21 protein-coding genes and 1 pseudogene are annotated in these 25,925 nt (G+C 52.0%); 13 read left to right on the plus strand and 9 right to left on the minus strand.

Annotation, left to right across the window (positions count from 1 at the left end; genetic code table 11):
• The first annotated feature begins 265 nt into the window (after nt 1-265).
• On the plus strand, nt 266-2,248 hold the full coding sequence (locus tag DS906_RS20690) for a heparinase II/III family protein (RefSeq protein ID WP_113791951.1): 1,983 nt from the start codon (nt 266-268) through the stop codon (nt 2,246-2,248).
• Nucleotides 2,249-2,320: 72 nt separating this feature from the next.
• Here DS906_RS20690 and DS906_RS20695 read toward each other — a convergent pair whose 3' ends face one another.
• The 5 genes from DS906_RS20695 to DS906_RS20715 form a co-directional block, all read right to left on the minus strand.
• Nucleotides 2,321-5,449 (minus strand): efflux RND transporter permease subunit, encoded by a 3,129-nt coding sequence (locus DS906_RS20695; protein WP_113791952.1) that lies wholly within the window; start codon nt 5,447-5,449, stop codon nt 2,321-2,323.
• Between the two features lie 8 nt (nt 5,450-5,457).
• Nucleotides 5,458-6,561 carry an efflux RND transporter periplasmic adaptor subunit gene (locus DS906_RS20700; RefSeq protein WP_113791953.1) on the minus strand — a complete coding sequence of 368 codons (1,104 nt, stop codon included), beginning with the start codon at nt 6,559-6,561 and terminating at the stop codon, nt 5,458-5,460.
• A 172-nt stretch (nt 6,562-6,733) separates the two neighbouring features.
• Nucleotides 6,734-7,213, minus strand: a complete 480-nt coding sequence (locus tag DS906_RS20705; protein ID WP_147235328.1) for a hypothetical protein — start codon at nt 7,211-7,213, stop codon at nt 6,734-6,736.
• A gap of 63 nt (nt 7,214-7,276) precedes the next feature.
• Nucleotides 7,277-7,825, minus strand: a complete 549-nt coding sequence (locus tag DS906_RS20710) for a hypothetical protein (protein WP_147235330.1) — start codon at nt 7,823-7,825, stop codon at nt 7,277-7,279.
• 194 nt (nt 7,826-8,019) lie between these two features.
• Nucleotides 8,020-8,823 (minus strand): class I SAM-dependent methyltransferase, encoded by an 804-nt coding sequence (locus DS906_RS20715; protein WP_158541354.1) that lies wholly within the window; start codon nt 8,821-8,823, stop codon nt 8,020-8,022.
• Nucleotides 8,824-8,956: 133 nt separating this feature from the next.
• On the opposite strand from DS906_RS20715, the gene DS906_RS20720 reads away from it, so the two are divergent.
• The 7 genes from DS906_RS20720 (at nt 8,957) to DS906_RS20750 (ending at nt 16,443) form a co-directional block, all read left to right on the plus strand.
• Complete coding sequence (locus DS906_RS20720) at nt 8,957-9,424, plus strand: hypothetical protein (RefSeq protein ID WP_113791957.1); 468 nt, start codon at nt 8,957-8,959, stop codon at nt 9,422-9,424.
• Nucleotides 9,425-9,592: 168 nt separating this feature from the next.
• Complete coding sequence (locus tag DS906_RS20725) at nt 9,593-10,786, plus strand: SagB family peptide dehydrogenase (RefSeq protein WP_147235331.1); 1,194 nt, start codon at nt 9,593-9,595, stop codon at nt 10,784-10,786.
• Nucleotides 10,783-12,780 carry a cysteine peptidase family C39 domain-containing protein gene (locus DS906_RS20730; protein WP_158541355.1) on the plus strand — a complete coding sequence of 666 codons (1,998 nt, stop codon included), beginning with the start codon at nt 10,783-10,785 and terminating at the stop codon, nt 12,778-12,780. The genes DS906_RS20725 and DS906_RS20730 overlap by 4 nt, the downstream gene beginning before the upstream one ends.
• 56 nt (nt 12,781-12,836) lie before the next feature.
• On the plus strand, nt 12,837-14,267 hold the full coding sequence (locus DS906_RS20735; RefSeq protein ID WP_113791960.1) for an ATP-binding cassette domain-containing protein: 1,431 nt from the start codon (nt 12,837-12,839) through the stop codon (nt 14,265-14,267).
• Nucleotides 14,268-14,385: 118 nt separating this feature from the next.
• The gene (locus DS906_RS20740) at nt 14,386-14,655 is read left to right on the plus strand and encodes an NHLP leader peptide family RiPP precursor (protein WP_113791961.1); all 270 of its coding nucleotides are present in this window, start codon (nt 14,386-14,388) and stop codon (nt 14,653-14,655) included.
• Nucleotides 14,656-14,711: 56 nt separating this feature from the next.
• On the plus strand, nt 14,712-15,581 hold the full coding sequence (locus DS906_RS20745; RefSeq protein WP_113791962.1) for a phytanoyl-CoA dioxygenase family protein: 870 nt from the start codon (nt 14,712-14,714) through the stop codon (nt 15,579-15,581).
• Nucleotides 15,574-16,443 carry a phytanoyl-CoA dioxygenase family protein gene (locus tag DS906_RS20750; protein ID WP_113791963.1) on the plus strand — a complete coding sequence of 290 codons (870 nt, stop codon included), beginning with the start codon at nt 15,574-15,576 and terminating at the stop codon, nt 16,441-16,443. Before DS906_RS20745 ends, DS906_RS20750 begins: the two co-directional genes overlap by 8 nt.
• A gap of 21 nt (nt 16,444-16,464) precedes the next feature.
• Here the strand turns inward: DS906_RS20750 and DS906_RS20755 are convergent, their stop codons facing one another.
• On the minus strand, nt 16,465-17,517 hold the full coding sequence (locus tag DS906_RS20755) for a hypothetical protein (RefSeq protein WP_113791964.1): 1,053 nt from the start codon (nt 17,515-17,517) through the stop codon (nt 16,465-16,467).
• Nucleotides 17,514-19,841 carry a TOMM precursor leader peptide-binding protein gene (locus DS906_RS20760; RefSeq protein WP_113791965.1) on the minus strand — a complete coding sequence of 776 codons (2,328 nt, stop codon included), beginning with the start codon at nt 19,839-19,841 and terminating at the stop codon, nt 17,514-17,516. The genes DS906_RS20755 and DS906_RS20760 overlap by 4 nt, the downstream gene beginning before the upstream one ends.
• Nucleotides 19,842-19,930: 89 nt before the next feature.
• Here DS906_RS20760 and DS906_RS20765 point away from each other — a divergent pair, with 89 nt between their 5' ends.
• The gene (locus DS906_RS20765; protein WP_113791966.1) at nt 19,931-20,728 is read left to right on the plus strand and encodes a sulfotransferase; all 798 of its coding nucleotides are present in this window, start codon (nt 19,931-19,933) and stop codon (nt 20,726-20,728) included.
• Here DS906_RS20765 and DS906_RS20770 read toward each other — a convergent pair.
• Nucleotides 20,720-21,757, minus strand: a complete 1,038-nt coding sequence (locus DS906_RS20770; RefSeq protein WP_147235333.1) for a 50S ribosomal protein L11 methyltransferase — start codon at nt 21,755-21,757, stop codon at nt 20,720-20,722. The two genes, DS906_RS20765 and DS906_RS20770, sit on opposite strands and share 9 nt — an antisense overlap.
• Nucleotides 21,758-21,791: 34 nt before the next feature.
• On the opposite strand from DS906_RS20770, the pseudogene DS906_RS20775 reads away from it, so the two are divergent.
• Both DS906_RS20775 and DS906_RS20780 read left to right on the plus strand, forming a co-directional pair.
• Nucleotides 21,792-22,079: pseudogene (locus tag DS906_RS20775) on the plus strand (DDE-type integrase/transposase/recombinase); the annotation flags it as partial.
• Nucleotides 22,080-22,241: 162 nt separating this feature from the next.
• Nucleotides 22,242-22,922 (plus strand): IS6 family transposase, encoded by a 681-nt coding sequence (locus DS906_RS20780; RefSeq protein WP_113791971.1) that lies wholly within the window; start codon nt 22,242-22,244, stop codon nt 22,920-22,922.
• A 270-nt stretch (nt 22,923-23,192) separates the two neighbouring features.
• Here DS906_RS20780 and DS906_RS20785 read toward each other — a convergent pair whose 3' ends face one another.
• On the minus strand, nt 23,193-23,681 hold the full coding sequence (locus tag DS906_RS20785; RefSeq protein ID WP_113791969.1) for a hypothetical protein: 489 nt from the start codon (nt 23,679-23,681) through the stop codon (nt 23,193-23,195).
• A 455-nt stretch (nt 23,682-24,136) separates the two neighbouring features.
• On the opposite strand from DS906_RS20785, the gene DS906_RS20790 reads away from it, so the two are divergent.
• The gene (locus tag DS906_RS20790) at nt 24,137-24,601 is read left to right on the plus strand and encodes a tyrosine-type recombinase/integrase (protein ID WP_113791972.1); all 465 of its coding nucleotides are present in this window, start codon (nt 24,137-24,139) and stop codon (nt 24,599-24,601) included.
• Between the two features lie 482 nt (nt 24,602-25,083).
• Nucleotides 25,084-25,767 carry an IS6 family transposase gene (locus DS906_RS20800; RefSeq protein WP_113791970.1) on the plus strand — a complete coding sequence of 228 codons (684 nt, stop codon included), beginning with the start codon at nt 25,084-25,086 and terminating at the stop codon, nt 25,765-25,767.
• Nucleotides 25,768-25,925: the final 158 nt, after the last annotated feature.

The raw sequence follows: 25,925 nt of genomic DNA on the forward strand, positions 1-25,925 counted from the left end.
TCAACAACTTGGCAATACCACACGGGATTTTCTTTGACGCACAAGACTTGCCATTTGCGACTCAAAGGCCTTCCATCCCATCAGACGATACAGACAGGCATCTCTGACTTGCGAACCATAAAGTGACGACTTCGAATTCTTCTCAAGCCTAGCTGCAAAGCACAGCATTTGTAGTGATCGTCTGAGTTGGGAAAGGTCGCTTCGACTGAAACATTTTGGCGCTGATGACCCCTCGGTCATCGTTGGAATAAAGGAAGCATTCTTAATGACCGCAGCAATCAGTAAGGATTTGTCGCAACTATTAAGTGTCATTGCAGCCTCGTTCCTGATTGCTGTCTTCACCAATAGTGCCAGGTCCGAAACGGTTGTGCCGCAAGTTATGCTGACCGATGACGTCGTTGAACGAGTTGAAACCCTACGGACGACCGATGCGGCTATCGCTTCGGACTACAAAGCGTTGCTTGCAGCCGCTGAGGCATATCTGGATAGACCCACGATAGTGGAAGCGTTCAAAACAAATGAAACCGATTTGCAGGACGGGTTTGTTGGGTTTGATCAGAAACCGTTTGAGCGCTTGACGACGTTGGGAATGGCCTGGCGGCTGACCGGTGATAAACGTTATGCTGACCGAACCAAACTGGAGCTTTTGCAACTCGCCGATCTGAAGACATGGCACCCAGAACATTTTCTTGGCTTAAGCAGAGTGACGTTGGCGGTTGCGCTCGGCTACAGTTGGGTCAGTGAAACGCTTGATGAAGACCAACACGCGGTCATCAGGTATGCCCTCATTGACAAAGCACTGAACGAGGCCACTAAAGTTTATAAGCTGGATAAGGCCTATTTCGACAAGGGATGGGTTGTCCCGCAACTTTGGATGCATCCGACACCGGTTCCAACCTCTTTACCTGACGGCACTGCAACTGCAGATATCACCTGGCCAGTCGCATCGTTTAACTGGAATATCATCTGCAATACCGGAATGATCGTCGCAGCCCTTGCGATCTCTGAAGCTGAGCCAGAGCTGGCGACACAGACTATCGAAAGTGCTCAGACTTCGATCCGGAATGGGTTTGCCATGTTCGCTCCGGATGGGGCGTGGCCAGAAGGGCCCATGTATGGCGCACTATCGGCGCGGGACGCGGCAATAGCAATCACGTCTTTGGAGACTGTCCTTGGGCACGATTTTGATTTGTCTAAAACCGACGGAATGGCGAATTTTGGTGACTATCTTACACATGCGACCGGACCATCCGGCATGCTGTTCAACTACGGCGACAGCGACAAAAACACGGATCTGGTTGCTTTGACCTGGCTTGCATCGCATTTCAACCGGCCTGATTACAACCTTCGTGTCTCCGGCTCCAAACCTTCTTCACACATTGCGCTGGATTTGATTTGGCGGCAGAATTCCAAGGCTAAGCCGGTCGACGGGCGGCAAAATTCGTTTTGGTTTGGCGGCTTAGGGCTTGTGACAATGAGAACGGCTTGGGATGACCCGCAAGCAACCTATGTCGGCTTCAAGGCGGGGCCACTTCGCAGTCACCACAATAACCTCGATGCGGGGACATTTGTTCTTGAAACCGATGGCGTGCGATGGGCGGTTGATCTTGGTATCGGAAACTATCACTTATCGGGTTATTTCACCGACAAGCGTTTTGACTATTATCGCACCGCCACCATCGGTCAAAACACTCTGACCTTTGACTCTGCTAATCAGCAAACGACCGGTCGCGCCCAGATCGAAGAGTTTGGGCAGTTTCCCGATTTCACCTTTGCGGTAGCAGACCTTTCAGAACCGTATACCCAGCCCGTGGGTACCGTCAGACGCGGCATAGCCTTGATCGAAGGAAAAACGGTCTTGGTTCAGGACGAAATCAAAGGCGGCCATAGCAAACCAGTATCGTGGACCATGCATACTGACGCGCAGGTACAAATTGATGGGCAGACTGCTATCCTGCGAAAGGATGGAAAAAAGCTATGGGCGCGCATTCATTCTCCTCCTGAGGGTCGTTTTACTTTGCGCTCTGCAGACCCATGCAAAACACCGTACAACTCGGACTGTGCCGATCAAAACCCCAATACCGGTGTCAGCAGATTGATGATCGATTTAGGCGTTCAGAACGCCGACACTCTTCAAACGATCGCCGTTACGTTTGACAGCAACAAGAGCGCAACTGACAAGACTATTGTCCCGCTGAGCGAGTGGCGATTGCAAGCTACTCTGTCGAGACCGGACCCGAGCGAATAGCGCTGTTTTCGGGTGCCAGACATCATCTGATCATTCGGCTCGACTGGAGGGTGCACGCCCTGTTTCCAAGCGTCAGGCGTGTTTGGAACGAGATCCCAGGCGGACCAGAAACTCTCTAAGCGCCTGAAACGCGGTGTATAAAACCGGGATCATCAATAGTCCCAGTGTACTGTCGAGTATCATGCCGAACAGGACGGGATAACCAATCGATACCCGGGCGGCTGCACCTGCCCCGCTGGACAGCACCAGTGGAAGAACCCCCACAATAAAACACAAACCAGTCATTGTGACAGGCCGGAACCGGATCTCTGCTGCTTTTAGGGCTGCATCACGAATGCTTGCGCCGGACAGGCGTTGCTGGTTTGCGAACTCAACAACCATGATGGCTTTTTTAGCGGCCAAACCAATGAGCAATACCATTCCGACTTGGGCAAAGATATTGCTCGTTAAAAATGGAAACAGTGCCAGAGGAATCAGCGCACCCAGCAACGCAAAGACTGTCGAGGTTATGATCGAAAATGGCAGAACCCAACTTTCGTACAAAACCACCAAAAACAGGTAAGCCAGCACAAGGGCAGAGAGCATGATGTAGGGCACCAAGTTCTGAGATTTTACTTCCTCTTGTGTGACGCCCGACCACTCGATCCGGAACCCGTCGGGAAGTGTTTTGTCTGCTATTCTCTGCATCGCTGCAATTCCCGCGCCCGAGCTGACATCCTCTGCCAGTTGCGCACTGACCGACGCTGCCGTGAACAGGTTGTAGCGGGGGATCGAATCCGGCGCGAGTACCGGTTCACTGGTTACGAAATTTCGTAACGGCAGCGCGTCGCCCGCGCTGTTCTTCACATAGATATTGCCTACGTCATCCAGTGTTTGCCGGTATTGGGCATCAGCCGAGATAACCACCCAATACACCCGCTCGGACAGAATGAAGTTATCGACAAAATACGTGCTGAGATTGGCCTGCAAAGCTGTGAATATATCTGAAACGTTTACGCCCAACGCCTCGGCCCGATCCCGATCCAACAAGAGACGGTATTGCGGTGTTTGCCCTGAAAAACTGCCATGCGCACGAACAAATTCTGGTGCGGAATTCAACGCTGTCACAAAGGCGTTCATCACCGATTCCAGCTTTTCCCCGTCGCCTTTTTCAAGATCCAGAAGCTCGACCGAAATACCACCTGTTGAGCCCAGCCCGTGAATGGTGGGAAACGGAAACACATAACTATCGGCCTCGGGCATTGTGGCGAGTTGCTTGTCCAAATCCTGCATGATGGCGCTCCAATGCAGGTTCGGGGTCTTTCGTTGATCCCAGGGTTTGAGCGTCACAATCGCCATGCCAGCGTTGGATCGGCCGCCAGCCAACATGCTTGCGCCGGACACTGTGGTCACTGTGTCCACCCCCGGAGCCTGCTCGATAACAGCTCCAGCCTTAGCCATGAAAGCCTGAGTGCGCTGTAGCGATGCACCGTCCGGCAACTCCATCGACGCAAGCAAGACGCCATTGTCTTCCTGTGGGATCAGACCAGTTGGAACGGTTTTGAAGAGGTAAATCGTTCCGCCAACGGCTGCAGCAAAGACAAACAACGAGATTACGAGGTATCGCAGCATGAGCGCTACGAGACGTACATATTGCGTTCTGATCCATGAAATCACTGCAGGAACAAAACGCAACACGCCAATCGGCTTGGCCCCAGACTTCAAGACCATGGCACACAGCACCGGAGCAAGGGTCAGCGCATTCACAGCGGAAAGAACAAACGCGAAGATAATTGTCGCCGCAAACTGATAGTAGATTGTTCCGGTCACACCGGGAAAGAAGCAAACCGGCACGAACACGGCAGCAAGAACAAAGGTGGTTGCGATGATGGGCCGATTGACCTGCGACATCGCCTTCATGGTGGCCTCGCGCGCATCCAGGCCCTCTTCGTTCACAATACGCTCGGCATTTTCAATGATTATGATCGCATCATCCACAACCAGAGTTATTGCGAGCACCAAGGCAAACAGCGTGATCATGTTGGCACTGAAGCCAATGACATAGATCAGCGCGATTGCACCAAGTAGAGAGACCGGAATCGCAATTGCGGGGACGATGGTTGCGCGAAAACTGGCCAAAAAGAAAAACGTCACTGCGATCACCAAACCCGCGGTGAGCGCAAGGGTTTTCAGAATATCTTCTATCGACACACGAACAGCGTCCGTCACGTCGTAGGTAATCTCATACGAAACGCCGTCAGGGAACTTCTTTGATAGTTCACTCATTAGGCTGTGAATGCTGTCCGAGATGTCGAGCGCATTCGCCGTGCTTTCCTGATGCACAGCAATTGTCGCTGTGTCCTGACCATTCAGCTGCGATGATCCTGCGTAAGTAGCGGACCCCAGTTCAATGCGGGCCAAATCCTCTAGCCGCGTGACTGATCCGTCTTCGCCCGTTGACACAATGATCCGCCCAAATTCCTCGGCATCGCGCAACAGACCTTCTGCGCGCAACTTGAACTGAAAATCCGTTCGTGCCTCTCCGAATGGTGGGGCTCCGACTTGCCCAGCAGCTGCAACGACATTTTGCGCTTCAATTGCGTCTGCAATCTCGGCCGCCGTGATATTCAGCGCAGCCATGCGAACCGGATTGATCCAAACCCGCATGCTGTATTCCAACTGACCAAATTGCGAAACACCGCCGACGCCTGGAAGGCGTTGCAGGGGATCATGCAGGAACTCTGCCGCATAGTTGCTCAGATACAGCTCATCCCGAGAGGCGTCCGGAGAAGTCAGGTTGATCACCAGGATCATGTTTCCGGATTGTTTTGTGACCTCGATACCCTGCTGTTGCACTTCCGATGGCAATTCAGCACTGGCGAGCGCGATCCGGTTTTGCACCTCAACTGCAGCGACGTTTGGATCCGTTCCCAGTTCGAACGAAACACTCAGGTCATAGCTGCCATCGTTCGAACTTTTGGACTCCATGTACAACATGCCCTCGATCCCGTTCACACGCTCTTCGATCGGCGTCGCAACAGATTCCTGAATAACCTGCGCGTCGGCACCTGGGTAACTGGCCTGAACATAGATCTGCGGTGGAGCAATGTCAGGGTATTCAGATATGGGTATCAGCCGAACACAGACCGCCCCAAATAGTACCATCAAGATCGCCACAACAGCGGCAAAATGCGGCCTGTTGATGAAGTAGTGAGAGATCAATCCCTTACCTAACTCTGGCTGTCGACTGGGTTTACGACCAAGCCATCGTGAATTTTTTGGAGGCCTTGCACAACGACCCGGTCACCCTCCTTCAGTCCTGATTTAACCTGAGTTCTGGTCGCAGACTGGGTGCCAATTTTGATGTTCATACGATGCACAGTACTCTTGTCATCAACGGAAAACACAAAGTAACCCTGCTTGTCGAATTGTACGGCGTTGCGCGGCACGGTCAGTACCTTTGGGTCTTCCGAGCCGCTCAAGGAAACAGTGACGAACTGCCCAGGGATCAAAACCCCGTCCGGATTAGCAAATGAAGCCCTCAACTCGACGGTGTCCGTGTCCTGACTGACACTATCGCCGACGTAGGTGACTTTGCCATCTGAGGGGAAAACGCCACCATCAGCCAACGTGATCTGCGTTGTCAGCTTTATATCGTTCTGTGTGATAGAGCCGTTGCGGCGTTCGCGCAGCAATACAGGTTCGCTGACAAAAAAGCTGACCAAAATGGGATCGATACTTGAAACTGTCGCAAGAACTCCACTGTCGGAATCTACAATATTACCTGCATCGACCGCAGACAAACCAATCCGCCCGTCCAAGGGGCTGACAATTTCGGTATAGTCGAGATCTATTTGTGCGATCTTGAGATCGGCAGTCGCTTCATCCACAGCGGCCTGACCTTCGGCGTATGTAGCCTTGGCGGTATCCAAAATCGCTTGCGGTATGTCGCCTTTGTCAAAAAGCGATTGTTGCCGGTCCAGTTCCGTTTTGTCACTTTGCGCAGCGGCTTGGGCGCTTTTTAGCGACGCCTGAGCGCTCTCGACACTTGCCGCGTATTTTCTTTGTTCGATCTTGAACAAAGTGTCGCCTTTCTTAACCCTGCCGCCTTCGGTAAAGTTGACCTCTTCCAGAACGCCCTCGACCCTAGCCTGAAGGTCCACGCTCTGGTCTGCAATGACGCGGCCAACAAACTCGTCCTGTTTCTGCAGTTCTTGCATCGCGGCCGATGCAACGACCACACTAGGCGGCGCTGGCGTTTCTGTCTGTGCCACACCAGCACTGGCGAGCGTAATCACAGCCAGAGTGCTGAAGAGAAAAGTAGCTGAGTTCATCAAGTGCTCGGTTGTTTGGCAGCGGGTTAAATCACTATCCACATCCGACTTCTGTGGCGCAATGTCTTTCTGCCAATAGGGCCGATCTTAATAATTGATAAATTGACCAGAGCAAAGAGCACAACGATTGCTGTGGATGCCCGACGCCTGAAGCAATTTGGTGGCCGAAGCCTCAGATGCAGCAGCTGTAGGGTGGACGCCATGAAAATGAGTCTATCACCATTACCGGATTTTCGAATACCATGGCGTCAGAGCCCTCGACATACGTGTAATCATAGGTGACCTGATCTCCGCTGACTTCTGGGTTTGAAATTTCAAGAATGACAACCTGAGATTTGCCGTCCACGCTCCCCGTCAAGGCGACATTAGGTGGGTTTTCTTCAAAGTTATTCTCGCCTTTACCCCAGATGTCAAAAAGCTCTGCTCGCGTGATGAAACCAGCATCACGATAGGGACGGTCTGAAAAGACAGATACCTCGTCACCCACGCCAAGCAGGATGAGCTGACCATCGGCGAGTTTGGCTTTTTCGCCGCTCTCAACAAAGAGAAAGCTTTCAGGTGCAGAATTGTCATCAGACGACCCTGCCACAGCGGCAGTCGCAAGGCCGAGTGATGCCAATATGACAGATGCATTTTTTAGTATTCGGCTCATTTCAAATCCTCGCGGCAAGATCGTCAGCACATGAATGACGCGCATTACTTATGTTGCACGGTCTTAATCGGTCGTGGTGTAGTTTAAGCCGGTAGATGGCGTTGGAATTCCGACCGCTTGGCCAATTGTGGCGAATGTCGACGCGATGTTCTGATCCAGATAGCTCATATCAATCACAACATAGGGGTTGTTGATTGCGCCTTGATCGTCCCCTTCGATAACACTGTATTGATAACTAATAGAATTTTCGCTCAACACCGGATTGCGTATTTCGACGATCAATGAGACTGGTTTACCATCATCAGTTTCGCCAACTAATGCAGCATTCGGTGGATCAGAGGCGAAACTATCCGCACCTTCGCCCCATGTCTTTACAAGGTCAGCTACGGGGATAGTGGCCGCGGCCCGATGTGGGCGATCAGCAAACACGATGACGTTTTTATCGGCCCCTTCCAAGGTGAGTGTATTGTCCGCAAGCGTCGCTTTTTCTGCATGTTGAACAAATAGAACGCTTTCAGGCTCGTTCTTGTCTTCCGACGTTTGGGCCACGGCCGAAGTAGCGATCACGCTCACCATTATGGCGGTTCCGAAAAATCTGACTGACGTTGTCATTTCTTACTCCCTAAGTGGCATGCCGCATTCGGGTAAAGGCGAACAGACCTGTAAATGAAGAACATGGTTCTAATAACATGTTCGTTCCCATTAAGTGTGCGTGGGCAGTCGCATGTTTCAAGAGAACATGAGGCGGTCTTAACCAAACAACCATGAATTGAAATCGAAAACCTGCGAAATCCCGCATCAAGATCTCAAGTCGAACTGCCGCCCTTGGCCGAACTGGAACGTGCAACGATATCGACAAGCGGCGCATTTTGTTCGAATTCCTGAAGTCTTGCAGGCGAGGCAGTGATCCTGTTTGTGTAATCCTTCAAAACGCGCAACTGAGAGTCAATTTGTGCCTTTTCGCCCAAGCGATCAAAATTTTCTTTCCAGTAGCGCAGCGTCGGCAAAGATTGTGGCCTTCGGTCACGTATGGACTGCACTTCGTACCCACAGTGCTGCAGTAGTGCGCACAGTTCCAGAGGGGTAGACACAGCAGAGGACATACCAAAGGTCGGCCGATAAATGGCGTTTCCATCGCCCCATGCATTTGTTGAGATAATAATTTGCCGGCACTTAGATTGCAGGCGTTCAAGCAGTTGTGCTTTCTCTACTATGTGTTCAAACGACTCAAGAAACAAAACAGTATCAAAAGTTGCCTCTGGTTCGAACTCTTCCAGGTTCATATGGTGAGCGTTCAAACCGAGATTCCGGCAATATTCTGCCTGCGTGGACGAAATAGTTATCCCGGTGACATTGCACCCATGTTCTCTGGCGAGCAGGCCAGCGGGGGCGCCCCAACCGCAGCCTGCATCCAATACGCGACTGCCAGAGGGGATGACGTCGTAGAAGTTCCTGACAGTCTGGCGCAATGCCTCTGCAGGATCTTCTGTATCGCTGAAATCGCCAAAATGATAGTGCAGATCATCACCAATAACCTGTTTCCAAAGGGAAATATCGTTCTTTGAATAGAACGCGTCAAGGTCTGTCGGTGTTAATCCATCATACTCCACAAGGCCACAGAATATCCTGCACCAGTTCAGGTCAAGCGAATTGAGCGTAAGGCGAACTTGCCTGTGGTGTTATCAATCATTCCGCGCAATAGTCACATCAATACCCGCCAGTAAATCCATAAGGAGGCCAAAGATGCAGAGTGTTTTGAACCCAATTGGTAAGGAATGGCTGAAGGCACGGGCGATGGCGTTGCTTGCTGGCCTGGCGTGCTTGTTAGTCTCGGTTTCCGATGCATATCCAGAAACACCAGATCTTAAGGGGGAATGGATTGGCACCGAGGTTGAGGTGGTCGTCAACTGGGAGAACAATTTTAGCCACAGCGAGGCTTATACAGATCAAAAACTCGTGGTGAATGATCAGAATGGTGAAACCTTTGCTGGTTCACTTGAGGCGGTTTTCACAAACCCGGAAACCAATGAACAACAGAATGTATCCCTTCCTTTCGTTGCGGTGATGACGGACGATGACGAGTTCATGATGACAACTTCTGGTCAGTTTTCCGCCGTTGGCTCAATCGTCGGGGCAAATGAGATTGATCTTAGGTTTGTGACAACCGGCGTTTACCATTCTGCAGGAAAATACACACTCAAGCGCAAGTGATTTGTTCTGTCAGAGCTTTGCGGCGTATGTTCGAAATCGTCGTCAGAACTGATGTTCTAAGTTGTGATTGTTGAGCGCTTCAGACCAGGTGTGCAATTCATCAATGACCGTGTAGCGGGCCCTGGCGGCGAGGTTCGTCTGCCTCGGGGTTTTCCCAACCTTGATAAAATGTGCCGAACACTGGCAACGGTCGGGTTGGCCGAAAACGAAAACGGGGGGGCCGTTGACGACCCCGAACAGATTGCAGTCTGTTTGCATTTGAAAGAACGGTTCATGTCCCGGCGCTGGATTCAGTGGGTTCTAGTCGACGAAGACTCGTGTGACTTGGCCACATTCGAACCATTGGAAAATGGATTCCGCCCTGGCGATCCACATGATGTCACCGGCCAAAGACTATCCCGTTTTAGTTATGTCAAACGCGACGGCGCCGATTTTATGATGCTTAGTCCCGAAACTGCCTGTCGGATGACCCTGCGATCAGATAAGGTTCTGAAGCGCATTTGGCATTCTTCGTCTCCATTGGATGACGGACAGGCCAACGAAGCAATATTCGTGGCTTTGGGTCAGTTCGGTTTTCTTGAACCCGGTTTAACTGAAGAATCCGCGGAAAGAGCAAGCTGGACGTTCGCCGATGCGATATTGCATTCCAGCAGTCGTCGGGGTCGGGATGAACCCATTGTCGGTGAAAATCTTGATCTCCAAAAGCGATTTCCACCCCCGCAAGCGCGCTTGGTGCCGACCGGCAAAACGCACACGCTTACTCCTGTTCGCGATAAAAACCAGTTGGCGACTGAACGCAGACGATCATGCCGCAAATGGCACGCAAGCCCTATCCCCCTACCCTTAGTATCATCGTTTCTGCAACGTCTGAGCGCGGTTCACGAGAGCTTCGATGCAGGTGGATTGGAGCGGCTGGATAAACCGATCCCCGCTGCCGGCAGTATTCATGAGTTGGAGTGGTATATCGCCGTCGGAAATGTGTCTGGTCTTGAACAGGGTCTTTATCGGTATTGCGGATTCGAACACACATTGGACGCCGTTCCGGGCTCTGCCGATGCGGCTGCTGAGATGCTCCAAAATGCGGGCTCGTCAATGGGGGCAACCGCTGAGGTTCCACCGGCATTGATAATGCTTACGACACGGATGCCCAGAATCGCTTGGAAATATAAAGGGATGGCATATCGGCTGACATTGCTAAACGCTGGCATCGCACTGGACGCGATGTACAACACGGCAACAGAGCTAGACCTCGGTGGATGCGCCATCGGAACAGGAGATCCTCGCCCCTTTCAGCGGGTGACAGGTCTGTCGTGGTTCGAAGAATCGCCGGTTGTCGAATTCGCGTTGGGATTACCAAAATGAAATGGTGGCGCGATACTAGGGATGCTCTCACACGACGAACGCCAAATGTTCCTCAACTGTCCGCGCTGGATTGTGGACCAGCGGCGCTTGCCACGATCTTGAAAAACTATGGCATCGAAGCTGCATATTTTGACCTATTGAACGAGGCTGGAACATCCCGTGATGGAACCAGCATTTCAGGATTGCTCAATGCCGCGAGGTCACACGGGCTTGACGCAACAGCCCGCCGATGTACCGCCTTGGAAGCGTTAACTGCCCCATACCCGTCGATTGCCTTCTGGGGAGGCGGTCATTTTGTCGTACTTGAAGGCGTTGTTGGGAACCGGATTGCCATCAATGACCCTCAGTCAGGAAGACGCTTGGTTTCCAAACCGGAATTCGGCAACTTGTTTGCCGGGCGACTGATCGAATTTGCCCCTCTCAAGGAAACAGTATCTGCGCATTGGTCGCGCTCATGGCATTGGGGTCGCCCGTCTCGCATAGTTGCTTTTACGGTAGTGCTGTCGCTGATGGGCATCGCACTCGGGTTGATTGGCTGGATACAACCAAAACCAGGCCCAATTGATCCTTCACTGGTTATTATGAGGAACGGACTGATCGTGGCTTTTGCCGGGTTCATTGCTTTGGCAGTCTTGGGGATTACCCTTCCAAAAGAAGTCTCAGAATCGTCCGATGCAAGCCGAAGAACCGCAGTTTTTCCTTTGAACACATTGCAGTTGATGCCATCCGGCTTCTTTTTGCCAAAGCTGCGTGAGACCCGGCTCAGGTCGTTCATTGGATGGATTGCTTGCGGACTCATAATGCCCGTTGCGGTCGTTGGACTGGTACAGGGGCGCTTGCCCTGGATATTAGTTATATTGATCGCACTTTTGTTGGCTTGGATGAAGATTCTTGCGCAACAAAGGCACTTGGCTCAGACCGCCATTGCCAGCACTGGCTTACTAAGACTCCGAGCACAATTCACTGAGTTGATTACCAAAACAGACGAGCTTCGGCTGCTGCTGCGCAACAAGGCGTTCACATCGGCGTTCTGCGATTGGCAAAAACGTAGATTTCGCGAAGTTCAACAACTTTCCAACTTACAGATGATTAAATGCGCTTGTCTGGGCCTTGTGGGAGCACTAGCGATCGCAGTCTCAATGATATCTGATCAGGCCAATGTATATGTGGGATGGCTAGGTTTGAGTTCATTTAGCCTGCTAGCCGCAAGCGTATTGGTTTTCATTGGGCAGTCTTCTCAGATCGACCCAACACGACAACGCGCAATTGCTCAAACAATCGGTACTAATTCCTTCCGCTACGGGCATCAAGAACCCACGGAGGTAAAAAAGCCAAAGGACACAGGGCTGCAAATGCGGGATGTGACCTTTGGATTTGATCCGAATGCCCCGCCGATCTTGTCCGGCCTTTCGCTGTCCCTTGCGCTGCGCGACATCGTTGCCGTAACTGGCCCCAAGGCCAGTGGTAAAACCAGTCTGGCCCGTCTGGCAGCAGATCAGTACCTTCCCAACAAAGGTTACGTTACTTTCAGAACTTCTTCAAAACAGCCAGCCGGCGTCAGTTATCTATCTGAAGATTCGGTTCTGTCGGGATCGCTCGAAGATATTCCTGATGATTTGATCGAGGAATTTAAAGTTGCCGAGATTCTAGATCGGGGCTGGTCACGACCTCCAGAGCTATACGAATTCATGGCAACCATCAGCCGAGGTGAACGACAGCGCCTTTCAATCGCCTACTGCCTGTCCCAAGAACCCGATCTTCTGGTTCTGGATAATGCGATGACCTGTATTGCTCCGGCTGATATTGCGCAGATTATCCAAACCCTGCGAAAACGGGGTGTGACATGCCTGATCCTGTCAAACCAGTGGCCTCTGCTGAGGCTCTGCGACCGTGTCGAGCTACTCAATCAAGGGAGGCTTAAGTCACTTGGCGCGCCGAAAGAGTATTTATCGTATGACGCCCTTCTGACGGAACTATTTGGTACCAACACGTGAGATCCTTTCGTCACTTAACGCTGACCTGTTCGCTGGGGATTGCCTGCTCATTGAGCATGACTTTTTTGGCTTTCTGTCTGGGTAACTGGCTGGATCAAGGAATCTCGGACGAGGTGTCACTTGGCACTGCAGCAATTCTTCTGACGGCGTTCATCACGCCAGTCGCCAGCCTTAAACTTGCCGTTCGCTTTTCTGAACGACAAGCGCTGGAAGCAAGAACAGCACCAGTTGCGAAGTTCGGCGAACACTCCAAGCAAAGTGATTTAACCCGATGGGCACAGCGGATCGTAGTCAACGAGGATGGAGAAGGTGTTCGGGTGGGTATGACCTTCATCTCTGCCTACTCCGTTGCACTAGCGGGTATAGCCTTTTCGATTTTGATTTACATCGGTAGTTTGGCAGCGATACCGCTGGCGTTAGGCATCTGCGGTATCCTCTTCCTTGCTTTCAGGGCTACTCAGGGCTCTTTGGCAATTGGCCGAACTGCTGAGACACTTGCGTTGACTGAAACATTGCAGCGTACGCGTGCGCTTCAGTCCCGGCTTTCCACGGGGCACACAAGCTCTGCCAAGCCAGATTCACGAAATAGATCCACTACCAGCGCTGCAGACGTAATCCCAGTGATCTACGCAGGGGTAGCAGGGTGTTTATCGGTACTTTTGGTCGACTTAGGCGCCCCGGGCGCAAACACGGAGTTGTTTTTGACAGCCAGCGGGATCATGGGGCTGGGGATTGCTTCGCTGGTAACAGGTCCTGCAATTGTTGCATCTACGGAACTGTCCAAGTCGATAGCTACAAACCAAAACTCGTTGACTGAGCCAAAAGCTTTGACGCCTTGTGTCTCGCTGCGCAATGTCTCCAGCACCTATCCCGGTCAAAGAAATCCAGTTTATAAGGGGCTCAATCTAGACATACCCCCAGGCAGCTTTATTGGGTTTTGCGGTGAATCAGGATCGGGGAAAACCACACTCTGTCGCACTTTACTGGGGCTTCTTGATCCGAGTGAGGGGGAAATTCTCTATGGAAATTCAGGATTGCCTCGCAATGCTGTTCAAAAATTCCCGGACAATTACCTTCACGGCTTGGTCGACGATCCATCGCTCGCGCAGATGAGCATCGAGCAGATCATCTCGAACTATGGAACTTTGCCAAAACAACGCGTGTTGGCCGCTGCGACTGCAACCGGATTTATCAATGACAACGCAACCTTTCCGTTGGGATTGCGAACCAATGTAGGGTTTAACGGATCGATGTTGTCCAATTCGCAGAGACAGCTATTGCTGTTGACTGCGGCGATCGCACGGCGACCTTCAATCCTCGTCCTCGACAATCCGCTTTCGACGCTGCCTGACATGGATCGCGCAGAGCTGATGCTTCGCATCAGGCCCTTTGTTAAAACGTTAATCGTGACCTCAAACACGATCAACGTGTTGAATGCGGCTGATACCATATTCAAGATTTCGAACCAGACGATCATCAATACCTGAGGGCGACATTAATTCTTGCTTAGAAGACTCGCCAATAGATTGCAGTTCTACAGGTCGTGGTGTTAGGCTTTGATTTAACCAGCAGTATTCGCTGACACCGCTTTGGAGGAACCAGCACATGAACAGTTTTGGACGCGACGACGGTATGAAAATGGGCCAGATAGTCGCCCGCTGCTGGTCCGACGAGGATTTCAAAGAAAAGTTCAAAGCTGATCCGAAATCCGTGCTGAAAGAATACGAGGTCGAAGTCCCTGGCGATATCGACATCGAAATCCTAGAGAACAGCGAATCCAAACAGTATTTCCTGCTGCCGTCCTCTCCGCTAGAGGCAGAGATCGGCGCAGGGGACGTCAATCAGGTGTATGGCGCGAATTCCTGGTGCCGCTGAACGAATCCACAAACTAGTCTAATTTCGGCATCTCGGTGCCAATTTGAGGATTCGTTATGCCAAAGTTGAACGACCGTCTCGATGTCCAGTCAATCTCAGCACAGGACGTCGAAAATTTCAACGCGGACGGCGCCGTTTGCCTCAGAGGGATTATTTCGGAAGAATGGCTCGATGTTCTGGGTCGTGGAATTGAACGCGGGCTGGAAAACCCTTCGCCATTCCAGAACATCCGAACCCGCCCCGGCCATTTCGGCCGTTACGTGACAGACACTTGGGTCCGGCATAATTTTGATGAGTTCAGGACCTTCTGTGACGATTCTGGGATCGCTAGGATCGCTGCCAGATTTCTGGACCTCGATCAGGCTCAGTTTCTGTTCGATTCGTGGATTGCGAAGTATCCCGGCACCATGATGCGGACGCCCTGGCATCAAGACACCGGCATTCATGGCGCCAGCCTGATTATCTGGATCCCACTTGATCCGATGAACAAAGACACCAGTCTGGAAATAGTTCGCGGATCACATGCCTGGGGTCGCCACTATCACAGCGAACGCTTTGACGATGTTATTGCTGCGGCCAAGGCCGAAGGTAAACGCGCCGCTCCCGGACAGCGTGAGCCTGAGCGTATCCCGGATATCGATCGCCATCGATCAGAATACGATATCATTTCCTGGGATGTAGAGCCGGGCGATTGTCTGATCGTCAACGCGCTCAGCGTTCACGGTGCACCCGGAAATTACAGCACAACGCCCGTGCGTCGATATTCTTGCAGGTGGATGGAACCCGGTGCACTGCTGGCACCCCACGGGGATTGGATTGCCGAGCACTTGCTGCAGCTATCTACTGGTGCCCCTAAACTGCAGGGCGCGATGGAACCGTTTGACACCACGATGTTCCCCGTGCTGCCGGCCAAAGCCGATGCCTGAGATCGCCGCCGATACCGTTGAACGCTCTCCCGTTCAGTTAAAGTCGCGCGACCTTGAAGCCTTCAATGAAGACGGTGCCGTTTGTCTGCGGCAAGTGATCGATCATGACTGGATCGAATACCTGCAAAAAGCGGTCGAGACCAACCTGTCCAACCCGTCTGAATACTTTACTCGTTTCACCAGACCAGGTGACTTGGGCGGCTATGTCATGGATTTCTGGGTGCGATCCCATACGCCCGATTTTGATGAATTCCTGCAGGGGTCAAATATTTCACAGATCGCAGCGGATTGTGTTGGCTCCGCACAGGCTCGGTTTGTATTCGACTCCTGGATTGCAAAATATCCCGGTACGCTGACCCGTACCCCATGGCATCAAGATTGGGGCATTCTTGGGTTGAGCTTTGCAATTTGGGTTCCGCTGGACCCCACGCCTGAAGGCGCATCGCTTGAGGTCGTTCGTGGCTCACACCTATGGCACAAACAGTTTTATGAAGAGAAATTCCAGCCGGAATTCGATGCCGCCCAGACAGACATTTCGAACCCCGATGGATCGTTGCCCGAACCAATGCCGGACATCGATGCGAAACGTGACCAGTACGATATCATGCGTTGGACAATGGATCCCGGGGATTGCCTGATTTTCAACAGCCTCTGCATCCACGGTGCGTACGGCAATCCGTATATGCAGCCTGTACGCAGATATATCAGCCGATGGGCAGCGCCAGATGCGGTTCTTGCACCGTCGGGCAAGTTGATCGCCGAACGTATGCACAAACAGTCCGGCGCATCATTTCCAATCCGGCAAGATGCGTTGATGCCGTTTGAGGGGGATGATTTTCCATTGCTGCCCAAACGCGGTTAACTGCAGTTGGTCCTATGGCGCCTAATGAAACCACCACCTGAATAAGGCCGATGCATACGCTTTGGCCTGAACCGGTTCACCGTCAAGCAACGTGACTTTAACATGATGGAATTGCCTGTCGCAGATGGGGACCTGTATTGCCCCTTGCCGTGGACCATCCCTTTTTTCCAGGTATGCCCAGTTTTCCTGACCGGTAGAGATCGCCGTACGCCCAGGGAACGACCTGATCGCTTTGCGTTTCTCCGGGTGGCACAGTCCCTGCTGTTCCAATGTTTCAAGTAAAAGGTCGTCGGCATTGCCTTGTCGAAGGTTGCCGTCAGGGGCATAAAGTTCGATCCCCAGCGTGTTTTCGGTGCCAATCTCGCACCCCACCAAAACCCGCTCGACCACTGAACCAAATGTACTGTCTAACCACACAAGCCCTTTGCTTTGGCTTTCAAAGCCAAAGGCCCTGAAGTAAGAAGCCGCAGCCTGAATAGTTTCGAAACGAAGTACCAGCCGAACTCTGACATCCTTCCGTCCAGTCATCACTCCGCACAGCACATAGGCTTTCGGGTCAGAATAAGCTGACTGCATTTCAGTCAGTCGCTTTCGAGAAGATTTAGACAGCTGTGGGTTTAAGACCATTGCCGCGGTGCAAATCGATGCAATTTGATGCGGTGCCAATCTGTCCGCAGCATTCGCTATGGCTCCTTCAAGTAATCTGGGCGAGAAATAGATGCTGGCGCGATTAGATTGCGGATGAATAAGGTCATGCTCCAGCCATATATTGTCAAACTCTGACAGCACATCCGGCAAACGCGGCGCAGTTGCCGCCTGCGCCAAAGGGCACTGATCAATGAACTCCCGATTCCCAAATCCTGTCGCATAGCCGACGGACAGGTCAAAACCCGGATCAGGTGTTCCAAGGGGTATCTCAATCCCAAGCGGCGGTGGCACCCATTTTCCAAGCCGCATCCCCCCTAAACGGCGATGTGCTACCGATAGCGCGCTCGCATCAGCGATCTCCGGGTGCAATGGGTTCAGCGCATAGTCCAGGTAAGGGGCGAAGGTGCGTATTTCCTCGGCTGTCATGCAAAATAAACCACGGGGTTGAGATCACGTTCTTCAATAGGCTGGTCCTGCCACCCCAGTGTGACGGGAACGTCGAACAACCGCCCAGGCGCGAACCGATTATGGTAATGTCGCAATCCGGGTGCGAAAACGCGGGCGACCGGGAAACCCACATCTGCGCGTGTCAGATCAACCGCCAATACTTCGATTTCACAGAGCGCAAGATGGGAAACCAACGCTTCAACATCGGCTTTCAGATCCCCGCCGCCACCCATCGCCGGAGACGGTGCTGGAACCGCGTTCTCAGCTGGGGTCATGTACGGATGACCGGTGATAGTTGCAGTCTCGAACCATTTCTTGACGTGCGACATACGAAGCGCCAGGCGGGAATTCGCGGCCTCGCTACAATAGACATCCAATTGAACCAATTCACTGACCGCGCGCGATGCGGCGATGGACGCGTCCAAATGTGCGCCAAACCCAAAAGTAATAGCACCACCCGTTTCTGCGTCCCACGCAACAGCTCCAACAACTGGAATTCGCAGATCGTTGGTAAGGTCGATGAAGGACAGATTGCAGCCTTCGCTGCGCAGGTGAGTCGCAAGTGTTTCGATTTGCGCCCTCACAACATCGCTGACGCGTGATAGGTCAAATGCCGGTCGGCGCAGACGGTTATACCACCAGATCGCCAGTGCATCCCGTTCGATCAGTTCCAGAAGACCGTGTAGAATGGCCTCTTCCAGCACATTCCCGGCAGCACACCCGTTGGAGTCGGCAAGACAGAAATCATGGCCCGTGACCGGGACATCGTAATAGCAGACTGCCGTTGGCAGCAGAGCCGCACGTTGGTTGGTCAGTGACCACACGCCCGTCCATTTCGTATCTTTTTCTACGTCAAATGGTTCCGGAATCCAGTACGGTGCTTTCTTTGCATTGGCATCTCTGCTTGCGTACTGCGCCTGACTGTATTGCAGGATCACATCGGGATGTATCGCCTGTTCGGCCAGGTCGTTGAAACTTGCCTGGATAAAAAGCTCATCGCCGCGAAAAGTTCCGCTATAGCGCTCCACTGCTTCGGCAAGGCACCCGGTTCTGGCTTGTCGATGTGAAGGGCCTTTGCCTCCTGCCCCCAACGACACGTCGAAATTCAGAGCTGTTGAATCCTCTCGCCAAGGCGTGATTTGACGGCACTTCGCAACATGATAACCGCCCCGTTCGACAGATTCCGGCTCCGCCGGAATGATGCCGCTGATTGGGCTAATCAAGCGGCTCAACCGTTGATAGGTATCGTCCGGGCTGCAAATCCGGTGACCACCTTCGGCGAAGAGAGATCTAGGCCGGGGCACTAGTTCGATATAGGCCGCATCGAGAACATTACGTCGCTGATGATCTTCCGTGTTTTTTTGCGGTTCGCCACATGTGCGACAATTGCGGCGCACCCGCACCGGATGTTTCCCGACCTCAAGCGTTATGGGATCAAACGTAAGAACCTGATCCGCCAGCCTTCGATTGCCATCTGATGCCATCGCCAAAACAGTTTGCGTCGCGATCAACCTGCCCGATTGTTGGGTATCGCCGGTCCAAGCATTGACCACGCCAGGCAACTTCAATTCTGATCCCGCACGGGCGGCGAGCTTCTCGCGCCCGTTGTCTCGCAATGACTGTGCCAGACAATTCCAGCAAGATTGGCAACTTCCATCAAACAAAGGCCCGATCCAGACTTCCGACCCGGTCGGCTTTGCCAGCATCCATGGGATTTTGCGGCGACGCGCCTCGGCATGCAGCAGGTCCAACTCCGGTCGCAGATAGCAATCTGTCAGAACAAGTGTCAGATCGTGTTCCCCAAATTTCGAGCCCTGAACTGCCGTGATACCCTTTTCCTGTAACGCGCTGATAACAATCCGCCCAACTTCAGGCTCAAGCGAGCCAAGCAACAAGATACCAACTTCCTGCCTCAACGCAGCTTTGACCGAGATTGCATTGATTTCAGAGCGATCCCAAAAACCCACTATTTGAGGCTCAAGCAGCCCAATGGTATCATCCGCGATGCCCTGGTCGTGTAGCTGGCGGATGGCGAACAGAACACGCTCGGTCGTGTGCTGATCGGAGAGCGACTCTACGATTTCACGAATAGAGGCCCGACCATCGATTGTGGGCAGCAGGTCCAAAAATATTCTACCGTTCAGCACTCGAGTTTTATTTTCGGATACCGCCAATATCTGTCCCGGCGCTGTTTGGTGAAACGACAGATGAGAACGAATACGCGGTACTGAATTTCGCTCGGACTCAGGCGACGGGTTGTTTTTCCGTCCGGCAGCTTTATCCATCTTGCTTTTAGACCGCATTTTTCGTGTTCTTTACATGGTAATCGTCGAGGCTTCGTATTGTCAAAGATCACAAAACCACCCTGTCGCGCCAGCGCTATCCGCCTAATATGATTGGGTTCTCATATCTGCGCCGATTTCAACTGATCAACCTGAGTTTACAGAAAACAGGTACTAAATCCGTTGCTGGTATTTTTGGAAACTACCGCGCAGCACATGAATTTCAACACGATGCAGCAACCGAAGCGCTTTCCGCCTACCAAAGCGGCGAGCTCAATGAAAACAAGCTGCGCGCATATCTGGCCACTCGCGACGCTGTAGGGCAACTTGAGGTCGACAGCGCCAGTTTCAACGCCTGGTTTGCAGAGCAGTATATCGACCTTTTCCCAAACGCGCGGTTCCTGATCATACTACGCCAACCGATCGAATGGCTGGATTCCGTACTCACCCATATTCAGCGCGATGTTGTTCACACCGCACGAACAGACCAACCTTACCCGGAACGGTTCCGGCGGCAGGCAGAACTGGTAGTGAGATCATTCACGCCTGAGGTGTTTCTTGATGAGGAGCAGTTGACCAATGCACTGCCGGAAATATCAAAAGGTCTTTTAGATTTTTGGCAGAAGCAGAATACGCATCTAATTAACACGGTCCCTGCACATCGGCGGTTGGTTTTACGGACAGACAAATTGTCGGCCTCACTGCCTCAGTTGGCGCAGTTTGTTGGCGTACCTTACGAAACACTGATTGCCCGCCATAGCCACTTACATCGCAAGCCAGATCAACCGACGATCCTAAACAGGTACAATGTCAAAATAGACACAGACGACGCCTTGAAGACTTGGCAAACATGGCAGACATGGCAGAACACCGAGTTTTCAAGTCATGACTTTGCCAATTCAAATTGATGAAAACGAGTAGTGTAGATCTTGTGTGATGTCTGTCTTGACGCCAATTGACCAAGACCAATCAACATCTGAGCCGGCACCATGGGCTGAAATCTTTACTTCCATATGGTGACCGGGCGAAACTTCGATTGCTGTTGGTCCGATTGGAAAGATCACCTGTCGCCAATGAGTCCGTGCGGCATGGGGCCCGGTTGGTAAGCTGACACCAGGCGCTACTTCGGCATCAAACCAAAGGGCCACGCCATGGCACAAGCCTTGTTCAGCAAACTTCAGCGTGATCGTTTCTGCCAAAGACCCGTTAGAGACTGTGCGCATATCCAATTCTGTAACAAGTTGGGGTTCACCAATAAGTTCTTCAGGCTCGATATGGGCCCAGAACCTCTCTTGTGCGAACGGGTTTGCGAGGCCCTGAAAATCCAAGTCGCAGATCGGCTGGGAAAAGAATGTAATCTGTTCAAATCTATTAGATGCCCGCACGGGTGCCGCCATGATGCGTACAATTCCCGGCAGCATGATCCCTGCGGGCTTTAGCACTCTGTCCCGCAATCCAATCAGCGGCGGCAACATGTTCTCTTCCAACGCCGCATTTCCAAGCCATTCGGAAATCAGAACATCCACCGTCTCAGGTAAGTCTACGGTTCGCGCATCTGTTTTAAGGAACGTAATCCGGTCTTCAAATCCATTCGCTTTACAAAGTTCTGCGGCAGTCTTGATGAAATTGCTGCGGTCGATGGCATAAACTTTGCTTGCACCTGCTCGGCACGCCAACATAGCAAGCACACCGCTGCCGGTTCCAAAATCGCAAACGACGTCGCCAGGTTTGACTACATTGGAAATCGCACGCTGAAATGTATCCATGCGCATTCGGTCGCTCAGCATTCTGAAATGCATCCCAATCTGATCGTAGCCGTGCAACATGAGACCCTTTTTGAGATATGCCTGTTTTTCAGAATTGAATTCGATACTTGCACAAAGACACCGGTAAATGAAAGTCGCTCCAGCCCGGGTACTTGAAGGGTTCTGTTGCAAAGTTTTGAGAACGGCGAACTGTTTGAGAGATCCCGTCGGCGTTAAAGGCGCGTGGGTTTACCTCTATGGAGCTGTAGACAAAGAAGGGAGTACCCTTGAATTCATGCTTTCGGAGCGTAGAAACGGCCCGGCAGCCACCGTGTTCTTTGCAAAAGCGCTGTCCTCAAACGGGATCCCGAACAAAATCGTCATAGACAAGAGTAGCGCCAATGCAGCTGGCATTCGCGAGGAAAATACGATCCTTAAGCGGTTCGGCTGCCAGGCCAAAGTGCAGACGAACAGGTCCAAATTCTTGAACAACATGATCGAACAATATCACAGATCTCATCCTACGACGCGCCCGGCAGCTTCGTTACGATTACCCCAAATACGAGACGGGGCACCTGCAGCCACTGGAGTGGCTCTGTTGCAAACTTTTGACCATTGACCTTCGTGGCTTTAACGCATGTGTGGCGAACGACATTATCCAGTTGAAGGTTGGTCAATGATTTCTTTCAAAGGTGCGCAGTATCCGAAGGATGTGATCCTGTTCGCAGTATTCTTCTACGTTCGATACGGCGTTTCCTACCGGGACCTGGAAGAGATCATGGCGGAGCGTGGTGTGTCCGTCGATCACACCACGCTGAACCGCTGGGTGACACGATACTCTTGCGCAATCGCTGACGCGGCACGCCGCCGCAAAGGCCCATGCGACCGTTCCTGGCGAATGGACGAAACCTATATTAAAGTAAAGGGATCATGGGTTTACCTCTACCGAGCGGTCGACAAATACGGCAAAACTCTCGATTTCATGCTTTCACAACGTCGAAACAAACCGGCTGCCACAAAATTCTTCGCCCGGATGTTGGAGGTCAATGGTCTACCGCGAAAAATCGTCATCGACAAAAGCGGAGCCAACACTGCTGGCATCAAGGCGATCAACAAGATGCTCAAGAGCTTTGGTTGCCCGATCCCGATCGAGATGGTGAGGCGGAAATACCTAAACAACATTGTGGAACAAGATCACAGGTTCATCAAAAGACGAACCCGCCCGATGCTTGGATTCAAATCCTTTGAATCTGCATCCGCAACTCTTTCAGGTATCGAAGTCGCGCACATGATCCGCAAAAGTCAATTCAAGCCCGGACTCTGTCCATTTAGTCAATTTGCAGAACTGGCGGCATAAGCTGCGGGTTCGATGTCAACTTTCGTTCAGTCAAAAACTTCGCAACAGATCCGCGATTTCGACCCTTCGTGAGCGACGCAGCATTTTTTAAGGCGGTAATTTACAGAACGCGGGACGAAGCAGACGTTCTAAACTGTGTAACAAAGCAGTTTTAATTTACTGTCACTACTTATTATCGATGAACCGAAAACTCTCGCTAAGCAAAACTACCGCTCTGTCTCAAAGGCTCTGACGGGATACACGTTGATATGTTTCTCTTTATTTTAGATTCTAACAAAGAACACGACACATATCGGAATCAAAGGAGTCAATAATATCATCAATCACCATGACCGGGTTTTTTAGCTCGGAAAATTCGACTCCCTCAAGAATGTTAACTTCATAGCTGACCCAGTCACCATCCACTTTGGGCTGTTTGATTTCGGCGATTAGGACAACCTGTTTTCCGTCAATGCTACCCGTAATTGCGGCATTAGGTGGGTCCGACTCAAAGCTGTCCTGCCCCTTGCTCCACGCTTCTAACAAGTCAGCGCGGCTGATCTGTCCCGCGCTACGATAAGGCCGATCCGCAAAAACTGGCACATCGGAACTAACGCCGTGTAAGGTCATAGTGCCGTTGGATAGCGTGGCGCGATCAGCTGTTTCGATGAATAGATAACTCTCAGGCTTTGATGTGTCGTCAGACGATTGCGCGGTCGCGGTAACCGCCATGAAACCCAACATAGCCACTGTTCCAATAAGTTTAGCTGATATGTTCATTTCATCCTCCCAGATAGATGGCCGTTTTCTGTGCTGCTACGCACCCAAACTTTTATTTGAATGGCTTGGCGCTCATGACATGTTCGCTCCTATAGAGTGAACATGAAATGCAAGGCACTTCAACGTGACTTTGACAAGTTTCGATCCAATACACTAACAAGAAACCGAGTGCTGTCTGGAATGGAAAGCATTGTAACACCTGTAGAGGTTCGTGAGCGTTAAAGCACCATCTCCAGTTTGTGGTTGCCATCTTCAGCACATGGCCGAGAATATATGTAATAATTGTCATAAGGTTGAGTTTTGTACGACGGCTCTGGGCTCAGAGCGGTCGAATGCCCATGCAGCGCCGGCGCGGTCGGGCGCGGCCCGAAAACTGCCCTTGCCAAGGTCGATACAATCCCACTGCCAGCGCGGTGCTGGTGCATGGGCTTGGAGGGTGGATCGGAGGGCAAATCATGCCACGAGTCCAACTTCCCGCAACCACCCCGAAACGCAGAGCCTGGAACAAGGGGCGGATCATCGGTCAGAAACGGCCCTTGCTGCCAAAACAGGTCTGGGCAATCCGAGCCCGACTCGAACTATCGGAAAACACGCGTGAAGCCGTCTTGGCCTGGGTTAGATCGCCCGAGATGTTCGCGTGTCGGTTCATGTTCCCCAGTCGGTTCCATGACCGGCCACACATCTCCACCCGTCAGTATGGACGATTGGTTCGTGATTGGGTGATCGCGATTGGTTTGGAGCCAGGTGGATATGGCACCCATTCGCTTCGCCGGACAAAGGCAGCAGAGATCTATCGAAAGACCGGCAACCTCCGCGCGGTCCAACTTCTGCTTGGCCACACTAAGGTCGACAGCACTGTGCGTTACCTTGGCGTTGAACTCGAAGATGCACTGAGCATCGCTGAGCGCATAGATATCTGAGCCACATTGGCGAACGGTCTTGCCGTTCGCCTTTTCAAGGCGGGTTTTTGTCAGTTGTGCGGCGGGGGTCGGTGCTGAGCCCAAATCACCGGATGCTGCGCGGAGTACGAACGGCGGCTTTGCAACTTGACCCATCCCGAATAGTGTAGGCGCATGAACGAATTTCGAAACGCCAAACCTACCGACGAAACACGCTGCTTTGAAATAGAGACCGACGCCTACGAAGGTGACGAGGCAGCGACCCTCAAAAAATTTCTAAGAGGATCGAAGTCTACCCCGATGGCTTCCTAGTTCTTTCGGTAGAAGGCGAGATAATCGGCTTTGTGAATTGCGGATGTGCGCATGACGTCGAAATATCTGATGAAGAGTTCAAAGAGCTAGTTGGGCATGACCCCGATGCGGTTCTGTCGCAAACTTTGTCCCTACCTGTCAGGTCGAGTGCATTTCTGGTAGCGCGCACTAGAACTTGACAGGAGCAGGCCGTGACGATCTCATTTAAGGGCGCACATTTTCCGAAAGACGTCATCTTGCACGCGGTCTTCTTCTACCTGCGCTACGGTGTTTCATACCGGGATCTGGAAGAAATCATGGCGGAACGTGGCGTTGATCTGGATCACGCAACGCTGAACCGCTGGGTTAGTCGATACGCAGGCCTCATTGCTGAAGCAGCGCGGTATAGAAAGCGTCCCACAGACCGTTCGTGGCGCATGGATGAAACCTATGTGAAAGTGAAAGGCGAATGGGTTTATCTTTACCGAGCGATCGACAAACACGGCAAGACACTGGATTTCATGTTGTCTGAGCGCCGGAATAAAGCCGCTGCGACGAAGTTCTTCGCCCGCGCGCTTGAGGTGAACGGATTGCCACGCAAGATCGTCATCGACAAAAGTGGTGCCAATACAGCTGGCATCAAAGCGATCAACAAGATGCTCAAGAGCTTTGGTTGTCCGATCCCAATCGATATGGTCAGGCGGAAATACCTCAACAACATCATTGAACAGGATCACCGATTTATCAAACGAAGGATCAGACCCATGCTGGGATTCAAATCCTTCGCTTCAGACGCATCTGTCCTGGCAGGTATAGAACTGGTCAACATGATCCGCAAAGGTCAATTCACGCCCGGACTCCGTCCGTTTCAGCAGTTCATCCAACTGGCGGGATAAACTGCTCGCCAAATCCACTGATGCTTTGCCATCTAAAAAATTTTCGACAGAACCCCATCCGCTTCCGACCACGGAGGAATGACTTGGCATGAGATGTCTATGGAGATTTGAACCAGCCAATTGGTTAAGCAGTACGGAGGGATGTGTCGCAAACTTTG

Source organism: Ruegeria sp. A3M17 (genome assembly GCF_003318255.1).
Taxonomy (GTDB): domain Bacteria; phylum Pseudomonadota; class Alphaproteobacteria; order Rhodobacterales; family Rhodobacteraceae; genus Ruegeria.